Genomic DNA, 23,425 nt, shown 5'->3' with positions numbered 1-23,425 from the left:
CCCCACACACCGCGCCCGGCCCCGTGCCGGGTACCCCGCTGGCAGGACCCGCCGCGCGAACCGCGACGAGGCCTGTCCGCTTCGCACACCCCTGTTCCGGGCAGCCCGCCCGGGGCACCGTCCTGGAGGCACGACAACCATGATCAACACCCGCCGCGCGACCGCCCCGGAAGGGGAGCACGCCAGCACGGGCCCGCCCGGCTCCGCCGAGCCCGCCGGGAAGGAGTCCGCAGGGGAGAGCGGCCAGCCGTCGACGCTGTCCACGGTGCTGCGGCGCGACCTGCCCGCCTCGCTGGTGGTCATGCTGATCGCCATCCCGCTGTCGTTGGGCATCGCGGCCGCCTCCGGCGCCCCGATGATCTCCGGACTGATCGCCGCCGTGGTCGGCGCCGTGGTGGCTGGTGCCCTCGCGGGCGCTCCGCTGCAGGTCAGCGGCCCCGCGGCCGGTCTGACCGTGATCGTCGCGGGCATGATCGCCGAGTACGGCTGGGCCGCGACCACGTTCATCACCCTGCTCGGCGGAGCCATCCAGCTCGTCCTGGGCATCACGCGGATGGGCAGGGCCGCCCTGTCGCTGTCCCCCGCCGTGGTGCACGGGATGCTCGCGGGCATCGGCGCGGTGATCGCGCTGAGCCAGATCCACGTCGTGCTCGGCGGTCAGCCGCAGAGCTCGGTGCTGGCCAACCTGCGCGACCTGCCCGGCCAGGTCGTCGGCCACCACGACGCGGCCTTCGGCATCGGCATCGTGACCTTCGCCGTGCTGCTGGTCTGGCCGAGGATTCCCAAGGTGTCGCTGATCCCCGCGCCCCTCGTCGCGGTCGCGGTCGCCACCGCGGTGTCCATCGGCTTCGGCCTCACCGTCCCCAGGGTGGACCTGCCGGAGAACGTGCTCTCCGGCATCACCCTGCCCACGCTCCCGTCCGGCAACTTCGGCGGCATCCTCGTCGCGGCGTTCACCATCGCCGCGGTGGCCAGCGTCGAGTCGCTGCTGTCGGCGGTCGCCGTCGACAAGCTGCACACCGGCCCGAGGGCCAACCTGGACAAGGAACTGGTCGCGCAGGGCGCGGCCAACATGGCTTCCGGCGCGCTGGGCGGTCTCCCGGTCACCGGCGTGATCGTCCGCAGCTCCACCAACGTCGCCGCCGGCGCCAAGACCCGGGCCTCGGCGATCCTGCACGGCGTCTGGATCGCGCTGTTCGTGCTGTTCCTCGGCAGCACCCTGGAGCTGATCCCGATGGCCGCGCTGGCCGCGGTGCTGGTGCTCACCGGCATCCGCCTGGTCAGCCTCGCGCACATGCGGGAGCTGTGGAAGCACCGCGAGTTCCCGGTGTACGTGGTCACCTTCGCCGGCGTCGTGTTCCTGGACCTGGTCAAGGGCGTGCTGCTGGGCATCGCCGTTGCGCTGCTGCTGGCGCTGTGGCGGCTGACCAGGGCGACCGTGGAGGTCGCCGAGGACTCCGCCGACCAGTGGCGGGTCGTCGTGAGCGGGTCGCTGATCTTCCTCGGGGTGGCGAAGCTGGTCAACGAGCTGCGCCGGGTTCCCGAGGGCAAGCAGGTCGTGCTGGAGCTGCACGTGGACTTCATGGACCACGCGGGCTACGAGGCGATCCACGACTGGCGCTCCGGCTACGAGCGGACCGGCGGGACCGTGCGCGTCGACGAGGTGCACGACACCTGGTACCAGCGCGCCCACCTGGGCAAGCCGGAGCAGAACAAGAGCCTCCCGGGTCAGCTGCCGAGGTGGTTCGCCCCGTGGTCGTACTGGCAGAACATGCACGCCGAAGGCACTGAACCCGAGGCGGGCACGGTCATCCCGGAGCCGCGTCCCGGTGCCGACCCGATGATGCTCGGCATGCACGAGTACCAGCGCAGGTCGGCTCCGCTGGTGCGGCCGTTCCTGTCGGAGCTGGCCGAGCGGGGGCAGAAGCCCAGCCAGTTCTTCGTCACCTGCGCCGACTCGCGGGTGGTGCCCAACATGATCACGAGCAGTGGTCCCGGCGACCTGTTCACCACCCGCAACGTCGGAAACCTGGTGCCGCGCAACGATGCCCCGAGCACCGGCTCCTCGGTCGGCGCCTCGATCGAGTTCGCCGTCGAAGCGCTGGAGGTGCCCAACATCGTGGTGTGCGGGCACTCGCACTGCGGCGCGATGAAGGCGTCGCTGCACGGCGGGGTCCGCGAGGGCACGCACCTGGCGGCCTGGTTGCGGCACGCGGAGCCGAGCCTGGCCCGCTACCACGCCTGCGAGGGCGACGACCACGACGACGACATGGCTCCGGCGGACCGGCTGAGCGTGCTCAACGTGGTGCAGCAGCTGGACAACCTGATGACCTACCCGTCGGTGCGCGAGGCGGTGGAGGAGGGCAGGCTGACGCTGGTCGGGCTGTACTTCGACATCTCCGACGCCCGCGTGCACGTGGTGGACCCGCAGACCGGACGACTGTCCCCTGTGGACCCCGCAACCGTGCTCTGACCCCTCGAACCGAATCGGCCCCCTCCTTCGCGGAGGGGGCCTTTTCGCTTACCGGGAAAGGAAAGCTCGAACTCGCGCGGCAAGCTCGTCCGGTGAGTCCTCGGACATGTGGTGACCGCCGGGGATCGAGCCCCCTTCGACGTTCTCGGCCCAGCCGCGCCATGCGTCGACCACGTCGCCGTACAGCTCCGCCAGGTCGTCGTCCTCGGCCCAGAGCACGAGCGTCGGGCAACGGACCTTCCGCCCAGCGGCGCGGTCGGCGTCGTCGGCGATGCGGTCGACACCGAGCCCAGCGCGGTAGTCCTCGCACATCGCGTGCACGGTCGCCGGGTCGTTGATCGCGAGCTGGAAGTCCGCGAAGTTCTCCTCCCCCATGGCTTCCGCGCGATCGCCGTAGCGGGCGCGGTACCAGGAGACGGGATCGGCGTTGATCACGCGCTCCGGCAGGTCGGTCTCCTGCCCGAGGAAGAACCAGTGCCACCAGCTCGCGGCGAACCGCGCGTCGCAGCGAGCGAGCGCTTCACCGATCGGGACCACGTCGAGCGCGATCAGCGCGGTCACGCGATCCGGGTGGTCAGCGGCGAGGCGATGTGCGACGTAGCCGCCACGATCGTGGCCGACCACCGCGAACTCTTTGTGCCCCAATGCTTCCATGAGCTGCACGCAGTCGTTCGCCACGGTTCGCTTGGACTGCTGGCTGTGGTCGGGCCGGGTCGACGGCTTGGCGGACTGGCCGTAGCCGCGCATGTCCGGGCACACCACGGAGTGCTCCCGCGCGAGCAACGGCGCGACCCGGTGCCACGTCGTGTGCGTCCTGGGATGCCCGTGCAGCAACAAGATCGGCGGCCCGGAACCACCGTGCCGGACGCTCAGCCGAATGTCGCCGATGTCGATCTGCTCCAGCTCGAAGCCCTCGAACATCAGCTGACAGCCTGGTGCAGCTCGGCGGGCTCCAGGCAGTAGACCTTGTAAGCGGAGCGGATCACCGGCTGGGCGACGTTGCGCACGCGGACCCCGCCAGCGGTCATTCCGTGCTCCGTGCCCGCGTGGGCGTGACCGTGGAAGGCGATGTCGGCGTGCGCCTTGTCGATCGCCTCGGCCAGCAGGTAGGAGCCGAGGAACGGGTAGATCTCCAGCGGCTCTCCACGCAGGGTCTCCTTGACCGGCGCGTAGTGGGTCAGCGCGACGCGGACGTCAGCATCGAGTCCGTCGAGTGCCTTGCCGAGCTGGTCGGAGACCTCGGCGGTGTGGTTGACGAACGCCTTCATCTCCCGCTCGCCGAAGGCGCTCGCGCACTTGCCCGCGAAGCCCCCGCCAAAGCCCTTGACGCCTGCAACGCCGACCTTGGTGCCGCTGACGTCCAGCACGATCCCGTTACCCTCCAACACGGTGATCCCGGCGTCACTGAGCACAGTGGACAGTTCGTCGCCCAGATCGCTGTGGTGGTCGTGGTTTCCGAGCACCGCGACCACCGGGACGGCGAGGCCGCCGAACTCGCGCGCGACGACCTCGGCCTCTTCCACCGTGCCGTGCTTGGTGAGGTCGCCCGCGAGCAGCAGCAGATCCGCGCAGTCGCCCAGCTCCTCCAGCGCGGGGCGGAGGTGGCCGCTGGCGTCCGGTGCGAGGTGCACGTCCCCGACGGCGGCGATCCTGATCATCGCAGCTCCTCCCGTCCGACCGGGGCCTGCGCCTCGACCACGTGGACGTCGTTGTGCACCTTGAGATTCGCGGCGATGTCGTGCACGACCGCGTCGAGCTGGTGCTTGCGCTCCTCGCTCGCGACGTCACCGCTGAGGTAGACCTGCTCGCCGCGCAGGTCGACGCGAACGCCCTGTTCGGCGGTCCTGGGGTCCTCAGCCAGCGCGCGACGCAGGCGGGCCACCGCGTACTGCGGCGGCTCCTGGTCCGGTGTCATGGGCTTGCCTCCCTGATTGCTGTGCGAGTGTCGTGATGCCGAGCCGGTGCGCCACCAGCAACAACGCCTCCGCGTATGGCGAGTTCGCCGTTCTGCGCGCCACTTCGGCCCAGTCGAGCTGTTCTCTGAGCGCGCGCAGGATCGGTAGCAGGACCGCGAAGTCGCAGCGGTGCTCGTCCAGCACAAGCATCTTGTCCACCACCAGGTCCGTCGCCGGGGCGACCGGTGCCTGCACCGAGCCCACGCGCATCCACTCGGCGCGGGCGAGGGTTTCCGCCGTCACCGGCGACTCCACCGGCTCGTGGATGAGGTCCACGAGGTGGTCGCGGTCGTAGACCTTGGTGAGCCACTGCTCCGGTGGTTCGGCGGCGCGCATCCCTGCTGCGACAAGCACTCGAACGGCCTGGGCGCTGTCCTCCTCGCGCACGAGCACGTCGACGTCGTGCTCGGATTCGGGGCCGCCGCGCGCCCAGACCGCGATGCCGCCGGTCAGCGCGAACGGCACCTCGGCCTCGCGCAGCGCGCTCACCACCCGCACCGCGGTGCGGACGAGCTGGTTGAAGTCGTCGGCCATCAGCCCGTTTCCTCTTGCGGCTCGGGCATTTCCTCGGCTGGTGGGTCGTCGTCGATCGTCTCGTCCAGCTCGCTGTCCGGGGTCGCCGCGCGCGGGCGCTCCGGCACCGCTTCCGGCTCGACGTCGGGGTTCTCCTCCGCGAGGCGTTCGTCCAGCGGCTCGCCCTCGCGCTGCTCGTTCGGGGTGGTGCCGTGCTGGTCGACGCCGCTCCAGCTGTCGGGCGCGTCAACGCCCTCCTGGACCGGGTCCACGCCGATGCGGTCCTCGTCCAGGTCCTCGGAGACCTCTTCCCTTGGCGTGCTCATGACCTTCGGGCTACCCAGCAGCCCGGCGGCCAACCACCGGTGTGACCGGCGGCGGAGGCGGGTAGCCCGACTGGTGGAGGTGGGCGGACATGGATCTGACGCAGTTACGCGGGCTGGTCGCCGTGCCCGGTCCGTTCGTGTCGGTGTACCTGGACGGCGCGGAGCCGCATTGGGCCGACGTGCGCGCCACGCTGGCCGAACAGGGTGCCGACGCGCGCACACTGTCCAGTGTGGACAATGCGCTGGCGGACGAGCTGGACGGAGCTGGACGCGCGCTCATCGCGTCAGCGGGCGAGGTGCTGCTGGACCGGCGTTTGCCTGAACCGCCCGCCCAGCCGTTGGCTCGGTGGTCGGCGTTGCCCTACCTGACGCCACTGCTGGCGCGGGCCGACGCCGACCTGCCGCACGTGGTCGTCTTCGGTGACGAAGTCCTCGGCTTCGACAGCGACGGCACCCTGGTGGAGAAGATCAAGCAGGACAACGCGGTCGCGCTCGCCGAATCGGCTGACCGCATGGCGCGGCGGCTCAGCGCGCGCCTGCTCGTCCTGACCGGGGAGGTCCAGGCCAGGACGGCAGTGCGCATGGCGTTGCCGGAGAACTCCGCCGCCATCGCGGAAGAGCTCCCGGACGCCGATTGGTCCACTGTGGACGGAGCCGTGCACAAGCTGATCGCTCAGCGGGCGGACGCGTTGGGGCACAACGCCGCTGACCGCTTCCGCGTGGCGCTGGGCCGAGGCGGAATCGACGTGGCGCGAGGACTCCGCGCGGTCGTCTCAGCGCTGCGCGAGGGCCGCGCCGACACCGTGCTGCTCGACGGTGACGCCACGGCGGACCGGACGATCTGGATCGGCGCGGAACCGACCCAGATCGCCGTGGACGAGGCGGAGCTGCGCGCGCTCGGCGTGCCGCACCTGGCCCGCGAACGCGCGGACTCCGCCCTGGTCATGGCGGCCGTGGCCTCCGGCGCCGCACTGCACCTGGTGACCGCCGACCCCGACCTCCTCGAAGGCGTCGGCGCGTTGCTCCGCCCCTGACCGCCTCAGGAACGTGCGCCGAGGGGGCGTTCGTCGAGCGGGGCGGCCGGGTCGGCGTCGGCGCGGAGGTGGACGAAGGACGTGAAGCCCCACTCCTCCAGCCTGCCGAGCTGCGCGCCGAACTTGCCGCGCCGCCCGAGCACGGTGGCGGTGCGGCCTTCCTGGCGCAGCTCGCGCGCCACGGCCATCGCGCGCGCCGCCGGAACGTCCTTCTCGAAGAGCACCGCGACCGAGTCCTTGGCCGGGGCGTCGCCGAGCAGGTCCACGATCCGCTCGAAGCCGATGCTGAACCCGCAGGCGGGCACGTCCTTGCCGAGGCTGCGGCCGATGAGCTGGTCGTAGCGGCCGCCACCGGCGATGGAGGAGTTCATCCCGGGGTGCATGACCTCGAAGATCTGGCCGGTGTAGTAGCCCATGCCCCTGACCAGCGTCGGGTCGAACTCCCAGCTGACCGCGCTGGACTCGGCCAGGCTCGCGGTGGTCGTGGCCAGGTCGGCGATGACGTCCTCGGCCAGCGTGGGCACGGCGTCGGCCAGCGCATCGGCGATGGAGGTCGCGGGCAGCTCGCGCAGCTTCTGGATGCGCTCAAGGGCGTCGCCGACCTTGTCAGCGGGCAGCCCCTTGGTCTCCAGCTCCGTGCGGACGCCGTCCCAACCGATCTTGTCGAGCTTGTCCAGGCCGATGAAGAACGCGGGCCAGACCGCCTCGTCCAGCCCGGCGGCCTGGGCGAGCGCGGCGACGAAGCGGCGGTCGGAGACGCGGACGGTCGCCCCGGTCAGGCCGACGGCGGCCAGCGCCTGCGTGGTGGCTTCGATCAGCTCGGCCTCGGCGAGCACCGACTCCTCACCGATCATGTCGATGTCGCACTGCACGAACTGGCGGTAACGCCCCTTCTGCGGCCGCTCCGCGCGCCAGACCGGGCCGTACTGCAGGCTGCGGAACGGCGACGGCAGCGTCGCGTGGTTGGCGCCGTAGAACCGGGTCAGCGGCACGGTGAGGTCGTAGCGCAGTGCCAGGTCGGCCAGCTCCGAGGTGCGCGTGCCGGGCTCGGGCTCGTCCGGAAGGCCCCTGCGCATGATCTTGAAGAGCAGCTTCTCGTTCTCCCCGCCCTGGCCGGAGGTGAGCCGGTCCAGGTTCTCCAGCGCGGGCGTCTCGATCCGCTGGTAGCCGAAGCGGTGGTAGACCTCGACAATCGCCGCGAGAACGTGATCGCGCCGGGCGACGGTCGCCGGGAGCAGGTCTCGGGTGCCCCTCGCGGGGCTGTTGTCGATCTTCACCGTTGTCCTCTTCTAGAAGTGCCGTGACCGGCTCAAACTACCCGGCGCCCGTTCGGCCCCGCGATCAGGTTTGCCGCGCGGAAACTCGCTGGGCGCACCCGTGCGGCGCCTGGTAGGAACCCGGGCATGCCCACTGGAGAGCTGGTCAGGCTGCGCGCGTTCGAACCGTCCGAGGCCGAGGCGCTGTGGCGCTGGAACCACGACGCCGAGGTCATGCGCTGGATGGAGGACGGCTACCCCGACTCGCTCGCCGATCTCCAGAAGCGGATGGCGGACTGGAAGCCCAACTCCTACGAGAAGTCCCGGCTCGCCGTGGAGGCGCTGGAGGACGGCAAGCTCATCGGCGTGGTGGTGCTGCGGGACGCGCAGCCGGAGACCGGGCACGCGGAGCTGGACATCTACATCGGCGAGAAGGACCGCTGGGGCAGCGGTTACGCCACCGACACCGTGCGCACGGCCTGCCGGTTCGGCTTCGAGAAGATGCGGCTGCACCGGATCACGCTGTGGGTGGTCGCGGACAACGCGGCGGCTCGGCGGGTCTACGAGAAGGTCGGCTTCGTCGAGGAGGGCCGCCAGCGCGAGTCCTTCCGCCGCGACGGCCAGTGGCACGACATGGTGATGATGGGCCTCTTGGAGGGCGATCTCCGCGGCTGAACGGGTGGTGCCAGGATGTGCGCCGTGTTCAAGCGACTCCTGATCCTCGTGCCCACCACCGCGCTGCTGCTGACCGGCTGCGGGGACAAGGCGCAGACCGCTGACGCGCCACCTCCCCCCGCTGCGACCTCGGCGGCCCCCACGTCGAAGGCCAAGGCGGGCGTGGACGTCAAGGGCGACGTGAAGATCACCTCGTGCACGCCGAACGCGTGGACGCAGGACGTGACCATCGAGGTCACCAACAGCTCGTCCGAGGCGGCCAAGTACGTCGTCGGCATCGACATCAGCGGCCCGGACGGCAAGCCGGTCAGCGACGCGCGCTTCGTGAAGAACCGCATCGAGCCGGGCAAGACGGTCACCGAGCGGATTCCGGGCGGCACTCCGATCAAGGGCGCGATCACCTGCGCCGTCGGCGAGGCCCGCCGCCTGCCCGCGCAGTAGCGCGCGCACCACCACCCGTTTCGTACTCCTAGCGGGAAAGAGAGCGCTCCCCTCAACCGCTAGGAGTACGAAACGGGAAACCCGGGGCCGGGTCTAGTCGTCGTCGCCGCCGGGGCGGAGCGACTCGTAGACCTTCTTGCACTCAGGGCACACGGGCGAACCCGGCTTCGCGGAGCGCGTGACGGGAAACACCTCACCGCACAGCGCCACCACGTGGGTGCCCATGACCGCGCTCTCGGCGATCTTGGCTTTCCGCACGTAGTGGAACATCTTCGGGGCGTCATCGCCCGACTGGTCGGTGCTCTCGGGGCGCGTTCCGGTGTCCGGCAGCGTCTGCGTCAAGCTCACGTACACCATGATGCCTCACCGATGATGTCAACCGGACAGCAAGTTCGGACGCTTGAGACTGAGGAGATCGCAGGTGGCGCAGAGCCAGCTCCGGGTGGGCGAAGAGGTCGCGGGCGCGCTCGCGGAGGGGCGCGCGGTGGTCGCGCTGGAGAGCACGCTGCTCTCGCACGGCCTGCCCGCCCCGGCCAACCTGGCCGCCGGGCGTGAACTGGAGCGCATCGTGCGCGAGCGCGGCGCGGTCCCGGCCACGATCGCCGTGCTGGACGGAGCGGCGGTCGTCGGGCTGACCGACGCGGAGCTGCAGCGCGTGTGCGATCCAGCGAACAAGCTCGTCAAGCTTTCACGGCGCGACCTCGGACCGGCGTTCGCGCTGGGTGTGGACGGTGCGACCACCGTGGCGAGCACCGCGGCGATCGCCGACGCGGCGGGCATCGGGGTGTTCGGCACCGGCGGTCTCGGCGGCGTGCACCGGGGCGCGCGGGACACCTGGGACGTCTCCGCCGACCTCGCGGTGCTGGCCGAGACGCCGGTGACCGTGGTGTGCTCCGGCGTGAAGTCGATCTTGGACGTGCCCGCCACCCTGGAGCTGCTGGAGACCAGCTCGGTTCCGGTGCTCGGCTACGGCACCGACCGCTTCCCCGGCTTCTACCTGCGCGACTCCGGGCTGGACGTGCCGTGGCGGGTGGACGGCGCCGAGCAGGCCGCCGCCGCGATCGCCGCCCACCGGGCGCACGTGCCGGGCCGCGCGGGCGTGCTGCTGGTGAACCCGATCCCGGTCGAGCACGAGATGGACCTCGACCTGCACGACCGACTGCTCGCGAGCGGGCTGGCGAAGCTGGAGCGCGAGGACGTGCGCGGCAAGGACGTCACGCCGGTGCTGCTGGAGCACTTCCACACCGCGAGCGAGGGCGTCAGCCTCACCGCCAACGTCGAGCTGGTGAAGTCGAACGTGCGCGTCGCCGCCGAGGTCGCGGTCGCGCTGGCGGAGCGGGCATGACACCGAGGGTTCTCGTCGTCGGCGACGCCGGGCTCGACGTCGTCGCCAGGCACCACGGGCCGGTCGTGCACGGCGGTGACGTGCGCTCCACCGTGACCTTGCAGCCCGGCGGCGCGGGCGCGAACACCGCCGCGTGGCTGGCGCACTGCGGTGCCGAGGTCGTGCTCGTCGGCCGTGTGGGCGCCGACGCGGCCGGGCGGCAGGTGACCGCTGAGCTGAACGCGGTCGGCGTGCGCTGCGCGTTCACCCTCGATCCCGTGGCGAACACCTGCTGCGTAGTGGTGCTCGTCGACGACGACGGCCAGCGGACGATGCTGCCCGACCGCGGCGCCAACGCTCGGCTGTCCCCGGACGACCTCGACCCCGCCTTGCTGGCCGAGGTGGATCACCTGCACCTGTCCGGCTACGTGCTGCTCGACCCGTCGTCGCGGGATGCCGGGCTGGCCGCGCTGCGCGTCGCCAGGGAGGCGGGCAAGACCACCTCCGTCGACCCGCAGGCCGCCGCGCTGATCGTCGCGGGCGGTGTCGAGGCGTTCGTGGAGGACATCCGCGGCGTGGACCTGTTGCTGCCCAACACCGAAGAGCTCGTCGCGCTCACCGGCTCGAAGGAGCCCGAGGCCGCGCGCGAGCTCCTCGGCGTCGTCGGAGCGATCGCCGTGACCGCCGGTGGCGACGGGGCTTCGTGGGTGGAGGCCGAGCGGATCGTCTCCGTCGAGTCACCCCGCGTGGAGTGCGTCGACACCACCGGCGCCGGCGACGCCTTCGACGCGGGCCTGCTCAGCGGCTGGCTCTCCGGCCACCCGCCCGAGGACTTCCTCCTGGCCGGGGTCCGCGCCGGCGCCACCGCCGTCCAGCACGTCGGCGCTCAGCCCCTCCGCTCCTGACCCGAGCGTTTTGGCAACGCGATGCGATTCGGGAGCGCTCTCCCGCGCAAGTTGTTGCCAAAACGCGGTTACCTAGAGCGGAGCGCGGGGCGAGCGGGCGGAGTGCGGTGACGCGGAGTGCGGTGACGCGGAGTGCGGTGACACGCGGTCCCCACGTCCGCCAGGCACCGCTTAAACCCTGAACGGGTCGTTTGGTGCGCTGGACGCGCTGAACGGGTCGTTTGGTGCGTTCAAGTGTGCAAACGGGTCGTTCAGGGCTTGAGCGTGGAGCGGAGCGCGAGGGGTCAGGCGTCGATGACGGGGTGTTCGCGGGATTCGATCTGGCGGGTGCGTGAGGGCGCGCGGTAGCGGTTGGGCTCCTCGGCCTTGCGCGGTGGGCGGTCGTTGGCCATGAGCACGGCCATCCACGGCAGCGGCACGGAGATCACCACGAACGCCAGCGCGAGCCACCAGGTCTGGTAGAAGACCCCGGCCAGGATCAGGCACGGGATGCGCATGGACATCATGAGCAGGTACTTCCGCTTGCGAGCGGCGTACTGATCTTCGTACGAAGGAGCGGCCTCGGTGATCAGGACCGGGGTGTCGTCCCGTTGGGAACCGTTCACGTCCCACCTCCACACCCCATACTTCCACCGTCCGCGCGATGTGAACACAACGAGGGGTCGTGATGGTCGCCCTGGATCGCCTCGTCGACGTGCTCGGTGGAGTCGGGGCCGTGTTGTGCGCGGCGCCCCGGGGCCGGGACGTCGACCTGCGCGGGGTCGCGCTGCACGACCCCACGGAGGAGTACCCCACGGCACCGAGCGACGTGCTGCTCGGTTTGGGTACGAAGACGGTCGCGGCGGCGGTGCGGTTGATCGGCACGACGAACGCGGCGGTGCTCGTGCTGCACGGGCGCCAGCCGCTGGACGAACGGATCTCGGCCGCGGCGCGCAAGGCGGGGGTCGCGGTGCTGCTGGTGGACCCCGGCGTGCCGTGGAGCCATCTCGCGGGCGTCGTGCACACCTTGGTGCTCGGCGGGACCTCGGCGAGCCGCGAGCACCCCGGGGACCTGTTCGCGGTGGCGGACGCGATCGCGGCGGTGGTGGGCGGCGCGGTGACGATCGAGGACCAGCAGTCGCGCGTGCTGGCGTACTCGGGTCGCCAGGAAGCCGTTGACGCGGCGCGGATTCAGACGATCCTGGGCCGCCGCGTGCCGCCCGACGTCCTCGAAGCCTTGCGGGAGCAGGGAGTTTTCAAGCACCTCGCGGTCTCCGACGAGCCGTTGGTGGTGCCGTCGCTGATCCCGAGCCTGGGCGCTCGCCTCGTCGTGGCGATCCGCGCGGGGCGCGAGCTGCTGGGGTCGGTGTGGGTGGAGGCCGAGCCGCCGATCTCGCCGCAGCGGATGGCCGGGCTGGTGGACGGCGCCAGGACCGCGGCGCTGCACCTGCTGCGGGCGCGCGCCAGCTCGGACCTGGAGCGGCGCGGCGAGAGCGATCTGGTGCTGCGCCTGGTGGAGGGCGACGCGGACGCGCCCGCGGTGCTCGCGCGGCTGGGGTTGCCGACAGCGGGGCTGCGCGTGATCGCCCTGCGCGCGGACGCCGGGGAGGCAGAGCACGGAGCCGCGTTGCTGGCCTTCGAGCGCGCCACGGCTGGCTTCGGGTGGTCTCGGCCCGGCCGGAGCGCGCTGCTGGGCAACGTGCTCTACACGGTGCTGCCGTGCGGCGAGAACACCGACACAGCGCGGGATTGGGTGCGCGCGCTCGCTTCGGAGCTGCCGTCCGAGGTGGTGCTGCACGCGGGCATCGGCGGCGCCGCGACCACGGCAGAGCTGCCGTCGAGCCGCCACGAAGCCGACGAATGCCTTGCGGTGTCAACGGTTCTGCCCACTCCCGGCACCGCGGTCTCCTACGACGAAGCGTGGTCCCAGGTGCTGCTGATGCGCTTGGCGGCGGTGGCGGAGGCAGGGCGGTTGCCCAGCCGTGGGCCGGTCGCGGAGCTGCTGCGGCAGGACGAGGAGCACGGCACCGCCTACGCCGAGACGCTGCGGGCGTGGCTGGCCGCGCAGGGCGACGCGCGGGCGGCTGCGCAGCGCTTGGCGGTGCACCCGAACACCCTGCGCTACCGGCTGCGCAAGATCGAACAGCTGACCACCGTGCGGCTGGACGACCCCGAACAGCGGCTCGCGCTGGCCATCGCGCTCACCGCGACGACGTTGTTCTGAGAGCACAAACCGGGCGCCGATATTTGTCCGGACGTGCCAGTGTCTTCGGTGTTTTCCCAGCTCATAGTTTCTGCCATCGGGCCAGAACACGTGAGGGAGGCCACCGTGACCGCAGCTGGACAGCCGCGCACCGCCGTCGTCGTCGGCGGAGGCATCGTCGGCCTCTCCGTCGCCTGGTTCCTCCAGGAGCACGGCGTCGAGGTGACCGTCGTCGAGCGCTCCGAGGTCGGCGCGGGCGCGTCGTGGGGCAACGCCGGCTGGATCTCCCCCGGCCTGGCGATCCCGCTGCCGGAGCCGAGCGTGCTGCGCTACGGCTTCCGCTCGCTGATGGACCCGGACGCGCCGCTGTACGTGCCCACCAAGCCGGACCCGAAGCTGTGGGCGTTCCTCACCCGCTTCGCCGCGCACTGCACGATGCCCCAGTGGCGCAAGGCGATGCGGCACTACCTGCCGGTCAACGCGGGCGCGCTGGACGCCTTCGACGTGCTCACCAACAACGGTGTCGCCGCCAAGACCGTGGACGCGCCGATCATGGCCGCCTTCGAGCGCGCCGAGCAGGCCGCCGACCTGCGCCACGAGCTGGAGCTGATCAACCAGGCGGGCCAGGAGATCAACTTCACCGAACTCTCCGGCGCCGAGGTGCGCAAGGCGGTCCCGCAGGTCAGCGGCAACGTGGAGCTGGCGCTGCGGCTGGACGGCCAGCGCTACATCGACCCGGGCGCCTTCACCCAGGCGCTTGCCGACGCAGTGCGCGAGCGCGGCGGCGAGATCCGCACCGGCTTCACCGCCCGCACCCTGCGGCACGGCCCGAAGGGCGTCACCGTCGAGGCCTACGCCGGGGACCCCGTGCACGCCGACACCGTGGTGCTGGCGACCGGTTCCTGGCTGGACGAGCTGGCCAAGCCGCTCGGCGTGAAGATGCCGGTGCGCGCGGGCCGCGGCTACTCCTTCAGCGTGCCGGTGACCGAGGACGTGCCGTGCCCGGTGTACTTCCCGGCCGTGCGCGTGGCCTGCACGCCGTACCAGGGGCGGCTGCGGGTGGCCGGGACCATGGAGTTCCGCCACGCCGACGCCCCGCTGGACCCGCGCCGCGTGACCTCGATCGTCAACTCCGCCCGCAAGCTGCTCACCGGCGTCGACTGGACCGAGCAGGCGGAGACCTGGGTCGGCCCGCGCCCGGTCACCCCGGACGGCCTCCCGCTCATCGGTGAGACCAAGGTGCCCGGCGTGTACGTCGCCGGTGGGCACGGCATGTGGGGCGTGACCCTGGGCCCGCTGACCGGTCAGCTGCTCGCCGAGCAGATGGTGACCGGCAAGGCGCCGGCCGCGCTGCACCCCTTCAACCCGCACCGGGGCGGCCTCCGCTCCCTCGTGCGCCGTTCGGCCTGACGGCAGGGGTCAGGCCGAACGGAGTGGGGGTGACCGGCGTTCTCGCCGGTCGCCCCCGCCGTCTTTTCAGGGGCCGCTGAGCAGGCGGTCGACGGGGACCGTGACGGGGGTGCCGCCGCGCAGCGCGATGGTGACCTCGCGAGCGGTCAGGTCGGCGACGAAGGAGCACAGGGTCGCGGACGGGTCGCCCGGCACCGGGTCGCGGTAGACGCCGCGCGGAGTGGGCCTGGTGAGGACGTCGAGGAACCACGTCGCGTCGGGCTCGGTCTTCGGCACGGGCAGCCTGGTGAGCGCCTGCGCCCTGGCGACGCTGGACGGGCTGGCCCTGTCCGGCCGTTCGGTCAGGTACCGCAGGTGGTTGGTGTGCCACGCCCAAGGCTTGGCGGCGTCGGGTTCGTGCATGGCGATGTCACCGCTGGCGCTCTCCACCTGGAGCAGGCGCCCGGTCTCCAGGTCGCCGACGTTGTAGGCGAAGCCGCCCGCGCTCGGGTTCCGGCCGAGAAAGCGCACGACGTCCTCGACACCGCGCACGCCGTGCAGCCCGCGCGCGACGAAGTGCCTGCCGATGCCGGGCTCCGGCCGCACGAGCGGGATGTGGTCGAGGCCGAACACCATGCCCAGGCCGGTCAGGGTGAACGCGTTGCCGGGCAGGAAACCCGGGTACCACAGCGCGGTGACGGTGGGCTCGTCGTCCAAGTGCAGGGTCAGCAGCACCAACTGCTCCTCCTGCCCCGCCGCGCCGTCCTCGTTGTGGGCGAGCACTGAGCGTTGTCCACGCCACAGCACGTCGGAGCACCCGGCGGTGGTGACCTCGTTGGGCACATCACCGCGCAGGTTGGCTAAGAGAAGGGTGCGCAGCGGCATGTCCGCGCCCTCGGCCAAGGCGGCCAGTTCCGCGTACTGCTGTGGCGCCCCCTGTTCCGTCAGCCGGATCAGCTCGTCCAGCTCGCGCGCTCCGTCCCCCATGGCCTCGAAGCGGCGCACACCGGGCATTTCAGGCAGGCCGAGCACCAGTGCCCGCACCCGCTCCGCGAACTCCGTCCCGAGCGCCCTGAACACCGTCTGCCGGTCCCCCCGCGCCACCACCCACGGCATGCCGCCCAGTTCGTGGTGGTCGATCCGCACAGTCATGCCTCCCCTGTCGTTCCGGACCACTCCGGTGTAACCCCTCAGGACGACATCACGCCCGGACACGGCCGCGGATTCCGGTGAACCCCGTGGAAGGATCGGTGAATGAGGGCTGTGGTGACGCGGGTCACTCGCGCGCGGGTGACGGTGGACGGCGAGGTCGTCGGAGAGATCGACGAGCCGGGACTGCTGGTGCTGCTGGGGGTCACGCACACCGATGGGCCGGAGCAGGCCGCGACCATGGCACGCAAGCTGTTCGAGCTGCGGGTGCTGCGCGACGAGCAGTCCTGCGCGAGCACCGGAGCGCCACTTCTGGTGGTGAGTCAGTTCACGCTCTACGGGGAAACGCGCAAGGGCCGCCGTCCTTCGTGGACCGCCGCCGCACGTCCTGAACACGCGGAACCGTTGGTACAGGCCGTAACTGAGGATCTTCTCAGCCGCGGCGCACGAGTGAGCACCGGGCGTTTCCGCGCCGCCATGGAGGTGGAGAGCGTGAACGACGGTCCGTTCACCGTCATGCTCGACATCTGAGCGCGTCCTGAGAGAGGGACGGAGTTCTCTCAGACAATCCTCAGGCTCGGCTGGGCAACCGCGCGACTCGAAGTCGCGTCTTGCTAATTGCGAGACACGGGAACGAAAACGAGATCGTGGTCGTTCTCCAAGTGTCCAGCCGAGACAGCGCGGATACCCCAGGGGGGACCCGACCTGCCGAGGCTCGCCGCGCAAGGGAGCGCAGGCGCCGCACACAGCGCGCCGCGCCACGGCGTTGCACCGCCAGGAGCCACCTACCGGGGAGGAAGCCCGATGACCGTCCCGCAGACCGCAACCGAACTCAACGCGCACACCGAGATCGACCTCGACGCGCAGGGACCGGCAGCCGACCTGGTCCGGGTCTACCTCAACGGCATCGGCAAGACAGCGCTGCTCACCGCCGCCGACGAGGTCGAGCTGGCCAAGCGGATCGAGGCCGGGGTCTTCGCCCAGCACATGCTGGAGACCGCGAAGTCCCTTGCGCCGCAGCGCAAGGCGGACCTCAAGGCGCTCATCCGGGACGGCCACCGCGCCAAGAACCACCTGCTGGAGGCGAACCTGCGCCTGGTGGTCTCGCTGGCCAAGCGCTACACCGGTCGCGGGATGCCGCTGCTGGACCTGATCCAGGAGGGGAACCTGGGTCTGATCCGCGCGGTGGAGAAGTTCGACTACACCAAGGGTTTCAAGTTCTCCACCTACGCCACGTGGTGGATCCGCCAGGCCATCACCAGGGGCATGGCCGACCAGGGCCGCACCATCCGGCTGCCCGTCCACCTGGTGGAGCAGGTGAACAAGCTCGCCAGGATCAAGCGCGACCTGCACCAGCAGCTGGGCCGCGAGGCCACGCACGAGGAGCTGGCCGCGGAGTCCGGGCTGCCGCAGGGCAAGATCTCCGACCTGCTCGACCACGCGCGCGACCCGGTGAGCCTGGACATGCCGGTGGGCACCGAGGAGGACGCCCCGCTGGGCGACTTCATCGAGGACTCCGATGCCACTGACGCCGAGAGCGCGGTCATCTCCACGCTGCTGCAGGCCGACCTGCGCCGTGTTCTGTCCACTTTGGACGACCGCGAGCAGCACGTGATCCGGCTGCGCTACGGCCTCGACGACGGCCAGCCCAAGACGCTGGACCAGATCGGCCGCCTGTTCGGCCTCTCCCGCGAGCGGGTGCGGCAGATCGAGCGCGAGGTCATGTCCAAGCTCCGCCAGGGCGAGCGCGCCGAGAAGCTGCGCGCCTACGCCAGCTAGACCGGGACTTCAACGACGGCGAACCCCGCGGCAGGGGTGGGGTTCGCCGTCGTTGAGCACGGGAACCACCCCAACGGCAGCGTTGACGTGTGACCTGAGTCACGGCAAAGTCAACGATTGCCTGACACGAACTTCGCGGACACCCGCGCTTCTGCTCGGGCGTTCGCTCACCCCGGGAGGTCGGACCCGTCGGGGGCGGGTCCGGCCTTCCGACTAGGCGACGCGTGCTCGCGAAGAGCGCTCGCCCGGGTCGGGCGGTGATGACTTCGGGGGAGCGACTCCCCCGAACCCCCTACGGTGCGAGTTCCTTCCGAACCAGCGTGGTCCGGCTGCGCCTGACCAACGCCGGTGTTCGGTGTTCGCTTCTCTTAGCCGACGAGGCGGGTGGTGAGGCGGTCGAGGGTGCTGGGGCTGAGGCCCTGTTCGTCGAGCCAGCCCCGGGGACCGTCCGGATGTGCTTGCAGGCGGTCGAGGACGGCCTCCATGGCGCGAGCGGGAGCCTCGAAGAGGTGGCGCACGGGCTCGAAGTCCATGCCTTCGGGCAACAGCACGCCGCCCATCATCCGAGAGATCACCGCCTCCATGTTCGCCTGGGTGCGCACGTAGTCGGCCACGATCGCCTCGCGGTCAACACCGACAGCGGAGAGCGCCAGGGCCACGGCGACCCCGGTGCGATCCTTGCCGGCGGCGCAGTGCACGAGCACCGGTCCCTCCGCCACCGCGATCAGGCGCAGCACCTCGACGAACTCGGCGGCGGAGGCCTTGAGCATGCCGACGTACACGGCGGCGAGGTCCTTGGCGGCGGGCGAGACCGGGGTGGAGGGCTCGTTGAGGTCGGCGACGACGGCTTCGAGCAGCGGGATGCGCCGCACGGACGTGTCAGGCCCGGCGAGCGGGTGCGCGGCCCCGGAGTGCTCCGCGGTGGCCCTGAGGTCGATCACCAGGGCCGGTGGCCAGTTCGGCAGGCCCGGTCCGCCGTCACCCTCGTGCGGCGCGTCGGAGCGGTACAGCACGCCCGCCCGCGTGGTGCGCCCGTCCGCCGTTGGCAGGCCGCCGAGGTCCCTGGCGTTGGCCAGCTCAGTCATTCAGTCATCCCTTGTCGCTGGAAGCGCGGACGATCAGCTTGGCAGGCACCCGAACCCGGCGGGGCCGCTCCCCCGTATCGATCCAGGAGAGCAGTGACCGGCCCGCCAGCTCCCCCGCTCGGCGCCCGCCGAAGTCGACCGAGGTCAGCGCCGGGCGGCACAGCTGGGAGAACGGCAGATCGCCCATCCCGACCACGGCGATCCCGGTGCGGCCGAGCCGGTCCAGCGCGGTGAGCACGCCGTAGCCGAGCAGGTCGTCCGCGCAGACCACGGCCGTCACGCCGGACTCCAGCCAGCCCGGCAGCACCGCCGCCGTCGTCACGGCGGCGGCGAGCGGGTCCCAGTCGGGCAGGTCGAGGGTGCGCACCACGTCGGCGTCGGCGACCCGGTCCAGGAACGCGGAGCGGCGTGTGCGGAAGGTCGGCTTGTCGCTCTTCGGCCCGATGTAGCCGAAACCGCGATGGCCGAGCCCGGTGAGGTGGTCGCTGATCAGCTCGCCCGCTGCGACGGTGTCCAGGTCCACCCGGGGCAGCGCCGGAGTGCGCCCGGGAGCGTCGACGACGATCGTCGGGCACCTCGGCACGAGGCCGCGCAGGACCGGCTCGCCCGGGCTGATCAGCACGACCCCCGCCGAGTCGAGCGAGTACGCGCGCAGCACCGTCCGCTGGTCGTAGTCGGTGCCGGAGGTCGGCAGCACCAGCGCGAGCGTGTGCCCGTCACCGATCGCGGCGCCGAGCCCGGCCAGGACGTCGCCGAAGAACGGGTTGGCGGGATCGGGCAGGACCACGCAGATCGTGCCGGAGTCGCCGGTGACCAGGCTTCGCGCGGAGCGGTTCGGCCGATAGTCCAGCTCGGTGACCGCGGCGAGGACGCGTTCGCGCAGCTCCGCCGAGATCCGGCCGGAGTCCTTGCCGTTGACCACCAGGGACACCGCCGAGACAGAGCACCCCGCGTGCTCAGCGACCTCGCGCGCGCCGATCCTGCCCTCACGAACCATTGGCGCAGCTTAGGTCACACGCTTGACGTCAAACGTTTGACGCCGCACGCTCCGCTCGTGCTCTCACGTATCCCCTGGGTGGTCGGCAGCTGCGGCCTGCTGTCGGCGATCGGCGACGAGTTCGACCGCACACGCCCCTTCGCGCACATGGTCATCGGCACCGCCATCCACCTCGAACCCAAGACGGCCGCGCTGTTGCTGGCGCTGCGCAGGGGCGGTGCCGAGATCGTCGCGGCGGGCAACCTCAACAGCACGCAATCCGAGACCGTGGAGTACCTCCGCGAGCACGGGATTCGCGTGGTCGGCAGCACCACGACCAACCACGACACCCACCTCGCCGAGCTGGACAGCGTGCTCGACGCGGAGCCACACCTGGTGCTGGACAACGGTGGCGAGCTGCTCGAGCGCTACCTGGCGCGCCCGTACGAGCGGCTGCTCGGCGGCACCGAGGAGACCACGTCGGGTCGGATGCGCTTGGAACCGCTGCGGGCGGAGCTGAACAAGCCGGTGCTCGTGGTCAACGACAGCCCGATCAAGCAGTTCGCGGAGAACACGCGCGCGGTCGGGCTCAGCGTCCTCGAGTCGTTCCTGCGCATCACCAACCGGACGCCGCACGGCGCGCGTGTCACCATTTTGGGGTACGGAGCGTGCGGGCGAGGCGTCGCGGAGTGCTTCCGGCAGGCGCACGCGGTGGTTTCGGTGATCGAGGTCGACCCGGTGGCCCGGCTGCGCGCGCACCTGGACGGCTTCGACGTGCTGGATCGAGCCGCCGCGCTGAGCACCGCCGAGGTCGTCGTGACGGTGACCGGAGCACGCGATGTGCTGGGGCCGGAGGACTTGGCGCTGCTCAACGCGGACACGATCCTGGCGAACGCCGGTCACTTCCCCGACGAGATCGACCTCGGCGACGCGGTGGTGACGCCGGGAGCGGAGGGCATCGACAGCGTGCGGCTGCGCGACGGCAAACGGCTCTTCCTGCTCGGCGGCGGGCACATGGTGAACCTCGCGGGGCCGCGCGCGCTGGGCAACTCCGTGGAGTCGATGGACCTGGGTTTCGCGTTGCAGAGCCGCTGCCTCGAAGCCGTCGCAACAGGGGTGGTCGGGCCGGAATCCTGCGTCGTGCCAGTGCCCACGGCGATCGACGACCGCGTCGCCACCGACTACGTCTCTTTGAGGAGCACCCGTGCCTGACCTCCGCATCGGCATCCTGGGCGCGGGCCGCATCGCCGAGAAGGCCGTGATCGCGCCCGCGCGAGCGAACGGCTTCGAGGTCGCCGCCATCGCCGCCCGCGACCACGAACGCGCGCAGGACTACGCGCGAAAGCACGGAATTGCCAAGGCGCACAAGGACTACACGGCCTTGGTCAAGGACTCGTCGCTCGACGCCGTGTACGTCGCACTGCCGCCGTCCGCACACGCCGAGTGGTCGATCGCCGCACTCCGCGCCGGGCGGAACGTGTTGGTGGAGAAGCCTTTCGCCTCGAACGCCCGCGAAGCCGAAACGATGGTCGCCGCTGCCGGGGACCGCGTGCTGATGGAGGCGTTCCACTACCGCTACCACCCGCTGACCGCGCGGCTGGCCGACCTCGTCGCGGGGCTCGGCGCGATCAGCACGATCGAGGCCGTGTCGAACGTGCCGATCCCCGACCGCTCCGACTTCCGGCACAACTCGGCGCTCGCGGGCGGCGCGCTGATGGACCTCGGCTGTTATCCCGTGCACCTGATCCGCACGCTGACCGGCGTGGAGCCCGAGGTCGTGCGTGCGGAGGCCGTCCAAGAGGTGCCGGGCGTGGACGTTGCCATGGCCGCAAGCCTCGCTCTTCCGGGTGGTGGTGCGGCTGAGGTGCGCTGCTCGATGACGGCCGGACCGGAGATCACGCTGACCGTCGTCGGCGAGCATGGGCGAGTGCACGTGACCAACCCGACGCTCCCCCAGGCGGGCGCGCTGATCAGCGTGAACGGGGGTGAACCGGAGGCCGTTGACCAGCTGCCGACGACGTTCGACTGCCAGCTCGCGGCCTTCGCCGACGCCCTCCGAGGCGGCCCCGCGCCGGTCACCGGCGGGGCCGACGCCATCGCCAACATGCGCGTGATCGATCGGATCTACCAGGTCAGCGGGATGGCGCCGCGCGGCTGAGAAGCATCACACCCCGGTCACGACGGGACTGTCGGCGGCTAGAGGTAACGTCCCCCGCGTACCCGAAGCGCGCAAGGGAGCACGCCCACGTGACCGCCACCACCACGACGGAGTTCCAGTACACCGACCTGCTGCCGCTGGGGCCGGACAACACGGAGTACCGCCTGCTCACGAGCGAGGGCGTCCGGGTCGTCGAGGCCGCGGGCAGGCGGTTCCTGGAGATCGCCCCCGAGGCGCTGACCCTGCTCGCCCGCGAGGCGATCAAGGACATCCAGCACCTGCTGCGCTCGTCGCACCTCGCGCAGCTGCGCGCGATCGTGGACGACCCCGAGGCCAGCGGCAACGACCGCTTCGTCGCGATGGACCTGCTGCGCAACGCCTGCATCGCCGCGGGCGGGGTGCTGCCGATGTGCCAGGACACCGGCACCGCGATCGTGATGGGCAAGCGCACCGAGAGCGTGCTCACCGGGGGCGAGGACGAGAAGGCCCTGTCCAGGGGCATCTTCGACGCCTACCAGGAGCTGAACCTGCGGTACTCGCAGCTGGCCCCGATCACCTTCTGGGACGAGCGCAACACGGGCACCAACCTGCCCGCGCAGATCGAGCTGTTCAGCAAGCCCGGCACCGACCCGTACTACGAGTTCCTGTTCATGGCCAAGGGCGGCGGCAGCGCCAACAAGACCTTCCTCTACCAGGAGACGAAGGCGCTGCTGAACCCTTCGCGCCTGGCGAAGTTCCTCGACGAGAAGCTGCGCAGCCTCGGCACCGCCGCGTGCCCGCCGTACCACCTGGCGATCGTCGTCGGCGGCACCTCGGCCGAGCACAACCTGAAGGTCGCCAAGCTCGCCTCGGCGCGCTACCTGGACACGCTGCCCACCGAGGGCTCCGCGACCGGGCACGCCTTCCGCGACGTCGACCTCGAACAGCAGGTCCTGGAGATGACCAGGCAGTTCGGCATCGGCGCGCAGTTCGGCGGCAAGTACTTCTGCCACGACGTCCGGGTCATCCGGCTGCCGAGGCACGGCGCGTCCTGCCCGGTCGGCATCGCGGTGTCCTGCTCGGCCGACCGCCAGGCCAAGGCCAAGATCACCCCGGACGGCGTGTTCCTGGAGCAGCTGGAGCGCGATCCCGCGCGCTACCTGCCCGAGGTGGCCGACGACCAGCTCTCCGACGAGGTCGTGAAGATCGACCTGACCCGGCCGATGAGCGAGATCCGCGAGAGGTTGTCCGCGCTGCCGGTGAAGACCCGGCTGTCGCTGACCGGTCCGCTGGTGGTGGCGCGCGACATCGCGCACGCCAAGATCAAGGATCTGCTCGACGCGGGCGGCGAGATGCCGCAGTACCTTCGAGACCACCCCGTGTACTACGCCGGTCCGGCCAAGACGCCGGAGGGCTACGCGTCCGGTTCGTTCGGCCCCACCACGGCCGGGCGGATGGACTCCTACGTCGAGCAGTTCCAGGCGGCAGGCGGCTCGCTGGTGATGCTGGCCAAGGGCAACCGCTCCAAGCAGGTCACCGAGGCGTGCCAGGCGCACGGCGGCTTCTACCTGGGCTCCATCGGCGGTCCGGCGGCCAGGCTGGCACAGGACTGCATCCGCAAGGTCGAGGTCCTGGAGTACCCGGAGCTCGGCATGGAGGCCGTGTGGAAGATCGAGGTCGAGGACTTCCCCGCGTTCATCGTCGTCGACGACAAGGGTGAGGACTTCTTCGCGGGCACCTCGCAGCCGACGCTGCGCATCTCCTTCCGGAAATAAGAGTCTCTGAGGAGGCGGGTTGAGCGAGAGCGCTGATACTGATCAGCATGA

The 23,425-nt window shown here is 71.0% G+C and carries 24 protein-coding genes; 13 read left to right on the top strand and 11 right to left on the bottom strand.

The genetic code is table 11. The annotated features are described in order from the left end of the window. Positions 1-139 precede the first annotated feature (139 nt). A complete protein-coding gene (locus CCN37_RS19410) occupies positions 140-2,473 on the top strand; it encodes a bifunctional SulP family inorganic anion transporter/carbonic anhydrase (protein WP_086822875.1) in 2,334 nt (777 codons plus the stop codon). A gap of 48 nt (positions 2,474-2,521) precedes the next feature. Here the strand turns inward: CCN37_RS19410 and CCN37_RS19405 are convergent, their stop codons facing one another. From CCN37_RS19405 to CCN37_RS19390, 5 genes are read right to left on the bottom strand one after another with little or no spacing between them, the layout of a single operon-like run. Continuing rightward, positions 2,522-3,394: an alpha/beta fold hydrolase gene (locus tag CCN37_RS19405; RefSeq protein ID WP_086822872.1), complete on the bottom strand. Its 873-nt coding sequence runs from the start codon at positions 3,392-3,394 to the stop codon at positions 2,522-2,524. After that, positions 3,394-4,131 carry a metallophosphoesterase gene (locus tag CCN37_RS19400; RefSeq protein WP_086822869.1) on the bottom strand — a complete coding sequence of 246 codons (738 nt, stop codon included), beginning with the start codon at positions 4,129-4,131 and terminating at the stop codon, positions 3,394-3,396. Before CCN37_RS19400 ends, CCN37_RS19405 begins: the two co-directional genes overlap by 1 nt. Beyond that, the gene (locus CCN37_RS41580) at positions 4,128-4,388 is read right to left on the bottom strand and encodes a BON domain-containing protein (RefSeq protein WP_246843148.1); all 261 of its coding nucleotides are present in this window, start codon (positions 4,386-4,388) and stop codon (positions 4,128-4,130) included. Before CCN37_RS41580 ends, CCN37_RS19400 begins: the two co-directional genes overlap by 4 nt. Then, the gene (locus tag CCN37_RS19395) at positions 4,327-4,962 is read right to left on the bottom strand and encodes a nucleotidyltransferase family protein (protein WP_246843147.1); all 636 of its coding nucleotides are present in this window, start codon (positions 4,960-4,962) and stop codon (positions 4,327-4,329) included. Before CCN37_RS19395 ends, CCN37_RS41580 begins: the two co-directional genes overlap by 62 nt. After that, positions 4,962-5,267, bottom strand: coding sequence for a hypothetical protein (locus CCN37_RS19390; protein ID WP_086822867.1), 306 nt, complete (start codon positions 5,265-5,267; stop codon positions 4,962-4,964). Before CCN37_RS19390 ends, CCN37_RS19395 begins: the two co-directional genes overlap by 1 nt. 89 nt (positions 5,268-5,356) lie before the next feature. Between CCN37_RS19390 and CCN37_RS19385 the strand changes: the two genes are divergently transcribed. Beyond that, positions 5,357-6,301: a hypothetical protein gene (locus CCN37_RS19385; RefSeq protein ID WP_086822864.1), complete on the top strand. Its 945-nt coding sequence runs from the start codon at positions 5,357-5,359 to the stop codon at positions 6,299-6,301. Between the two features lie 5 nt (positions 6,302-6,306). Here the strand turns inward: CCN37_RS19385 and hisS are convergent, their stop codons facing one another. Continuing rightward, positions 6,307-7,578 (bottom strand): histidine--tRNA ligase, encoded by a 1,272-nt coding sequence (hisS, locus tag CCN37_RS19380; RefSeq protein WP_086822860.1) that lies wholly within the window; start codon positions 7,576-7,578, stop codon positions 6,307-6,309. Between the two features lie 126 nt (positions 7,579-7,704). Between hisS and CCN37_RS19375 the strand changes: the two genes are divergently transcribed. Both CCN37_RS19375 and CCN37_RS19370 read left to right on the top strand, forming a co-directional pair. Continuing rightward, positions 7,705-8,232 (top strand): GNAT family N-acetyltransferase, encoded by a 528-nt coding sequence (locus CCN37_RS19375; protein ID WP_086822857.1) that lies wholly within the window; start codon positions 7,705-7,707, stop codon positions 8,230-8,232. A 24-nt stretch (positions 8,233-8,256) separates the two neighbouring features. After that, on the top strand, positions 8,257-8,673 hold the full coding sequence (locus CCN37_RS19370; RefSeq protein WP_246843146.1) for a hypothetical protein: 417 nt from the start codon (positions 8,257-8,259) through the stop codon (positions 8,671-8,673). Positions 8,674-8,766: 93 nt separating this feature from the next. Here CCN37_RS19370 and CCN37_RS19365 read toward each other — a convergent pair whose 3' ends face one another. Further along, positions 8,767-9,030 (bottom strand): DUF3039 domain-containing protein, encoded by a 264-nt coding sequence (locus CCN37_RS19365; protein ID WP_086822852.1) that lies wholly within the window; start codon positions 9,028-9,030, stop codon positions 8,767-8,769. A gap of 64 nt (positions 9,031-9,094) precedes the next feature. Here CCN37_RS19365 and CCN37_RS19360 point away from each other — a divergent pair, with 64 nt between their 5' ends. Together CCN37_RS19360 and CCN37_RS19355 are read left to right on the top strand one after the other, a co-directional pair. Further along, positions 9,095-10,018, top strand: coding sequence for a pseudouridine-5'-phosphate glycosidase (locus tag CCN37_RS19360; RefSeq protein WP_086822849.1), 924 nt, complete (start codon positions 9,095-9,097; stop codon positions 10,016-10,018). After that, positions 10,015-10,902 (top strand): carbohydrate kinase family protein, encoded by an 888-nt coding sequence (locus tag CCN37_RS19355; protein WP_086822846.1) that lies wholly within the window; start codon positions 10,015-10,017, stop codon positions 10,900-10,902. The genes CCN37_RS19360 and CCN37_RS19355 overlap by 4 nt, the downstream gene beginning before the upstream one ends. A gap of 284 nt (positions 10,903-11,186) precedes the next feature. Here CCN37_RS19355 and CCN37_RS19350 read toward each other — a convergent pair whose 3' ends face one another. After that, positions 11,187-11,507 carry a DUF3099 domain-containing protein gene (locus tag CCN37_RS19350; RefSeq protein ID WP_086822843.1) on the bottom strand — a complete coding sequence of 107 codons (321 nt, stop codon included), beginning with the start codon at positions 11,505-11,507 and terminating at the stop codon, positions 11,187-11,189. Between the two features lie 62 nt (positions 11,508-11,569). On the opposite strand from CCN37_RS19350, the gene CCN37_RS19345 reads away from it, so the two are divergent. Together CCN37_RS19345 and CCN37_RS19340 are read left to right on the top strand one after the other, a co-directional pair. Further along, entirely contained in the window at positions 11,570-13,105 is a 1,536-nt protein-coding gene (locus CCN37_RS19345) for a CdaR family transcriptional regulator (RefSeq protein WP_086822947.1), read from the top strand. Positions 13,106-13,210: 105 nt separating this feature from the next. Further along, positions 13,211-14,494: an FAD-binding oxidoreductase gene (locus CCN37_RS19340; RefSeq protein ID WP_086822839.1), complete on the top strand. Its 1,284-nt coding sequence runs from the start codon at positions 13,211-13,213 to the stop codon at positions 14,492-14,494. Between the two features lie 66 nt (positions 14,495-14,560). Here the strand turns inward: CCN37_RS19340 and CCN37_RS19335 are convergent, their stop codons facing one another. Beyond that, the gene (locus CCN37_RS19335; RefSeq protein WP_086822836.1) at positions 14,561-15,625 is read right to left on the bottom strand and encodes a C45 family peptidase; all 1,065 of its coding nucleotides are present in this window, start codon (positions 15,623-15,625) and stop codon (positions 14,561-14,563) included. Positions 15,626-15,727: 102 nt separating this feature from the next. Here CCN37_RS19335 and dtd point away from each other — a divergent pair, with 102 nt between their 5' ends. After that, the gene (dtd, locus tag CCN37_RS19330) at positions 15,728-16,153 is read left to right on the top strand and encodes a D-aminoacyl-tRNA deacylase (RefSeq protein WP_086822833.1); all 426 of its coding nucleotides are present in this window, start codon (positions 15,728-15,730) and stop codon (positions 16,151-16,153) included. 273 nt (positions 16,154-16,426) lie between these two features. After that, entirely contained in the window at positions 16,427-17,401 is a 975-nt protein-coding gene (locus CCN37_RS19325) for a sigma-70 family RNA polymerase sigma factor (protein ID WP_086822829.1), read from the top strand. Positions 17,402-17,769: 368 nt separating this feature from the next. On the opposite strand, the gene CCN37_RS19320 is transcribed toward CCN37_RS19325, so the two are convergent. Then, the gene (locus CCN37_RS19320; RefSeq protein ID WP_086822826.1) at positions 17,770-18,486 is read right to left on the bottom strand and encodes a tyrosine-protein phosphatase; all 717 of its coding nucleotides are present in this window, start codon (positions 18,484-18,486) and stop codon (positions 17,770-17,772) included. A 4-nt stretch (positions 18,487-18,490) separates the two neighbouring features. Continuing rightward, a complete protein-coding gene (locus CCN37_RS19315) occupies positions 18,491-19,483 on the bottom strand; it encodes a LacI family DNA-binding transcriptional regulator (protein WP_086822823.1) in 993 nt (330 codons plus the stop codon). A gap of 57 nt (positions 19,484-19,540) precedes the next feature. Here CCN37_RS19315 and CCN37_RS19310 point away from each other — a divergent pair, with 57 nt between their 5' ends. The 3 genes from CCN37_RS19310 (at position 19,541) to CCN37_RS19300 (ending at position 23,374) form a co-directional block, all read left to right on the top strand. Next, a complete protein-coding gene (locus CCN37_RS19310) occupies positions 19,541-20,674 on the top strand; it encodes an adenosylhomocysteinase (RefSeq protein ID WP_143261682.1) in 1,134 nt (377 codons plus the stop codon). Further along, positions 20,667-21,620, top strand: coding sequence for a Gfo/Idh/MocA family protein (locus CCN37_RS19305; protein WP_086822821.1), 954 nt, complete (start codon positions 20,667-20,669; stop codon positions 21,618-21,620). The genes CCN37_RS19310 and CCN37_RS19305 overlap by 8 nt, the downstream gene beginning before the upstream one ends. 89 nt (positions 21,621-21,709) lie before the next feature. Further along, positions 21,710-23,374 (top strand): fumarate hydratase, encoded by a 1,665-nt coding sequence (locus CCN37_RS19300; RefSeq protein ID WP_086822818.1) that lies wholly within the window; start codon positions 21,710-21,712, stop codon positions 23,372-23,374. Positions 23,375-23,425 lie beyond the last annotated feature (51 nt).

Source organism: Allokutzneria sp. NRRL B-24872 (assembly GCF_002155965.1).
GTDB lineage: Bacteria > Actinomycetota > Actinomycetes > Mycobacteriales > Pseudonocardiaceae > Allokutzneria.
The sequence above is the reverse complement of the archived record's forward strand: the minus strand, read 5'-3'. Positions and strand labels throughout refer to the sequence as shown.

Bases quoted from the DNA above. Each gene is read 5' to 3' on its own strand.
- CCN37_RS19410 (WP_086822875.1), top strand. From the start codon at position 140: ATGATCAACACCCGCCGCGCGACCGCCCCGGAAGGGGAGCACGCCAGC.
- CCN37_RS19405 (WP_086822872.1), bottom strand. From the start codon at position 3,394: ATGTTCGAGGGCTTCGAGCTGGAGCAGATCGACATCGGCGACATTCGG.
- CCN37_RS19400 (WP_086822869.1), bottom strand. From the start codon at position 4,131: ATGATCAGGATCGCCGCCGTCGGGGACGTGCACCTCGCACCGGACGCC.
- CCN37_RS41580 (WP_246843148.1), bottom strand. From the start codon at position 4,388: ATGACACCGGACCAGGAGCCGCCGCAGTACGCGGTGGCCCGCCTGCGT.
- CCN37_RS19395 (WP_246843147.1), bottom strand. From the start codon at position 4,962: ATGGCCGACGACTTCAACCAGCTCGTCCGCACCGCGGTGCGGGTGGTG.
- CCN37_RS19390 (WP_086822867.1), bottom strand. From the start codon at position 5,267: ATGAGCACGCCAAGGGAAGAGGTCTCCGAGGACCTGGACGAGGACCGC.
- CCN37_RS19385 (WP_086822864.1), top strand. From the start codon at position 5,357: ATGGATCTGACGCAGTTACGCGGGCTGGTCGCCGTGCCCGGTCCGTTC.
- CCN37_RS19375 (WP_086822857.1), top strand. From the start codon at position 7,705: ATGCCCACTGGAGAGCTGGTCAGGCTGCGCGCGTTCGAACCGTCCGAG.
- CCN37_RS19365 (WP_086822852.1), bottom strand. From the start codon at position 9,030: ATGGTGTACGTGAGCTTGACGCAGACGCTGCCGGACACCGGAACGCGC.
- CCN37_RS19355 (WP_086822846.1), top strand. From the start codon at position 10,015: ATGACACCGAGGGTTCTCGTCGTCGGCGACGCCGGGCTCGACGTCGTC.
- CCN37_RS19345 (WP_086822947.1), top strand. From the start codon at position 11,570: ATGGTCGCCCTGGATCGCCTCGTCGACGTGCTCGGTGGAGTCGGGGCC.
- CCN37_RS19335 (WP_086822836.1), bottom strand. From the start codon at position 15,625: ATGACTGTGCGGATCGACCACCACGAACTGGGCGGCATGCCGTGGGTG.
- dtd (WP_086822833.1), top strand. From the start codon at position 15,728: ATGAGGGCTGTGGTGACGCGGGTCACTCGCGCGCGGGTGACGGTGGAC.
- CCN37_RS19325 (WP_086822829.1), top strand. From the start codon at position 16,427: ATGACCGTCCCGCAGACCGCAACCGAACTCAACGCGCACACCGAGATC.
- CCN37_RS19320 (WP_086822826.1), bottom strand. From the start codon at position 18,486: ATGACTGAGCTGGCCAACGCCAGGGACCTCGGCGGCCTGCCAACGGCG.
- CCN37_RS19315 (WP_086822823.1), bottom strand. From the start codon at position 19,483: ATGGTTCGTGAGGGCAGGATCGGCGCGCGCGAGGTCGCTGAGCACGCG.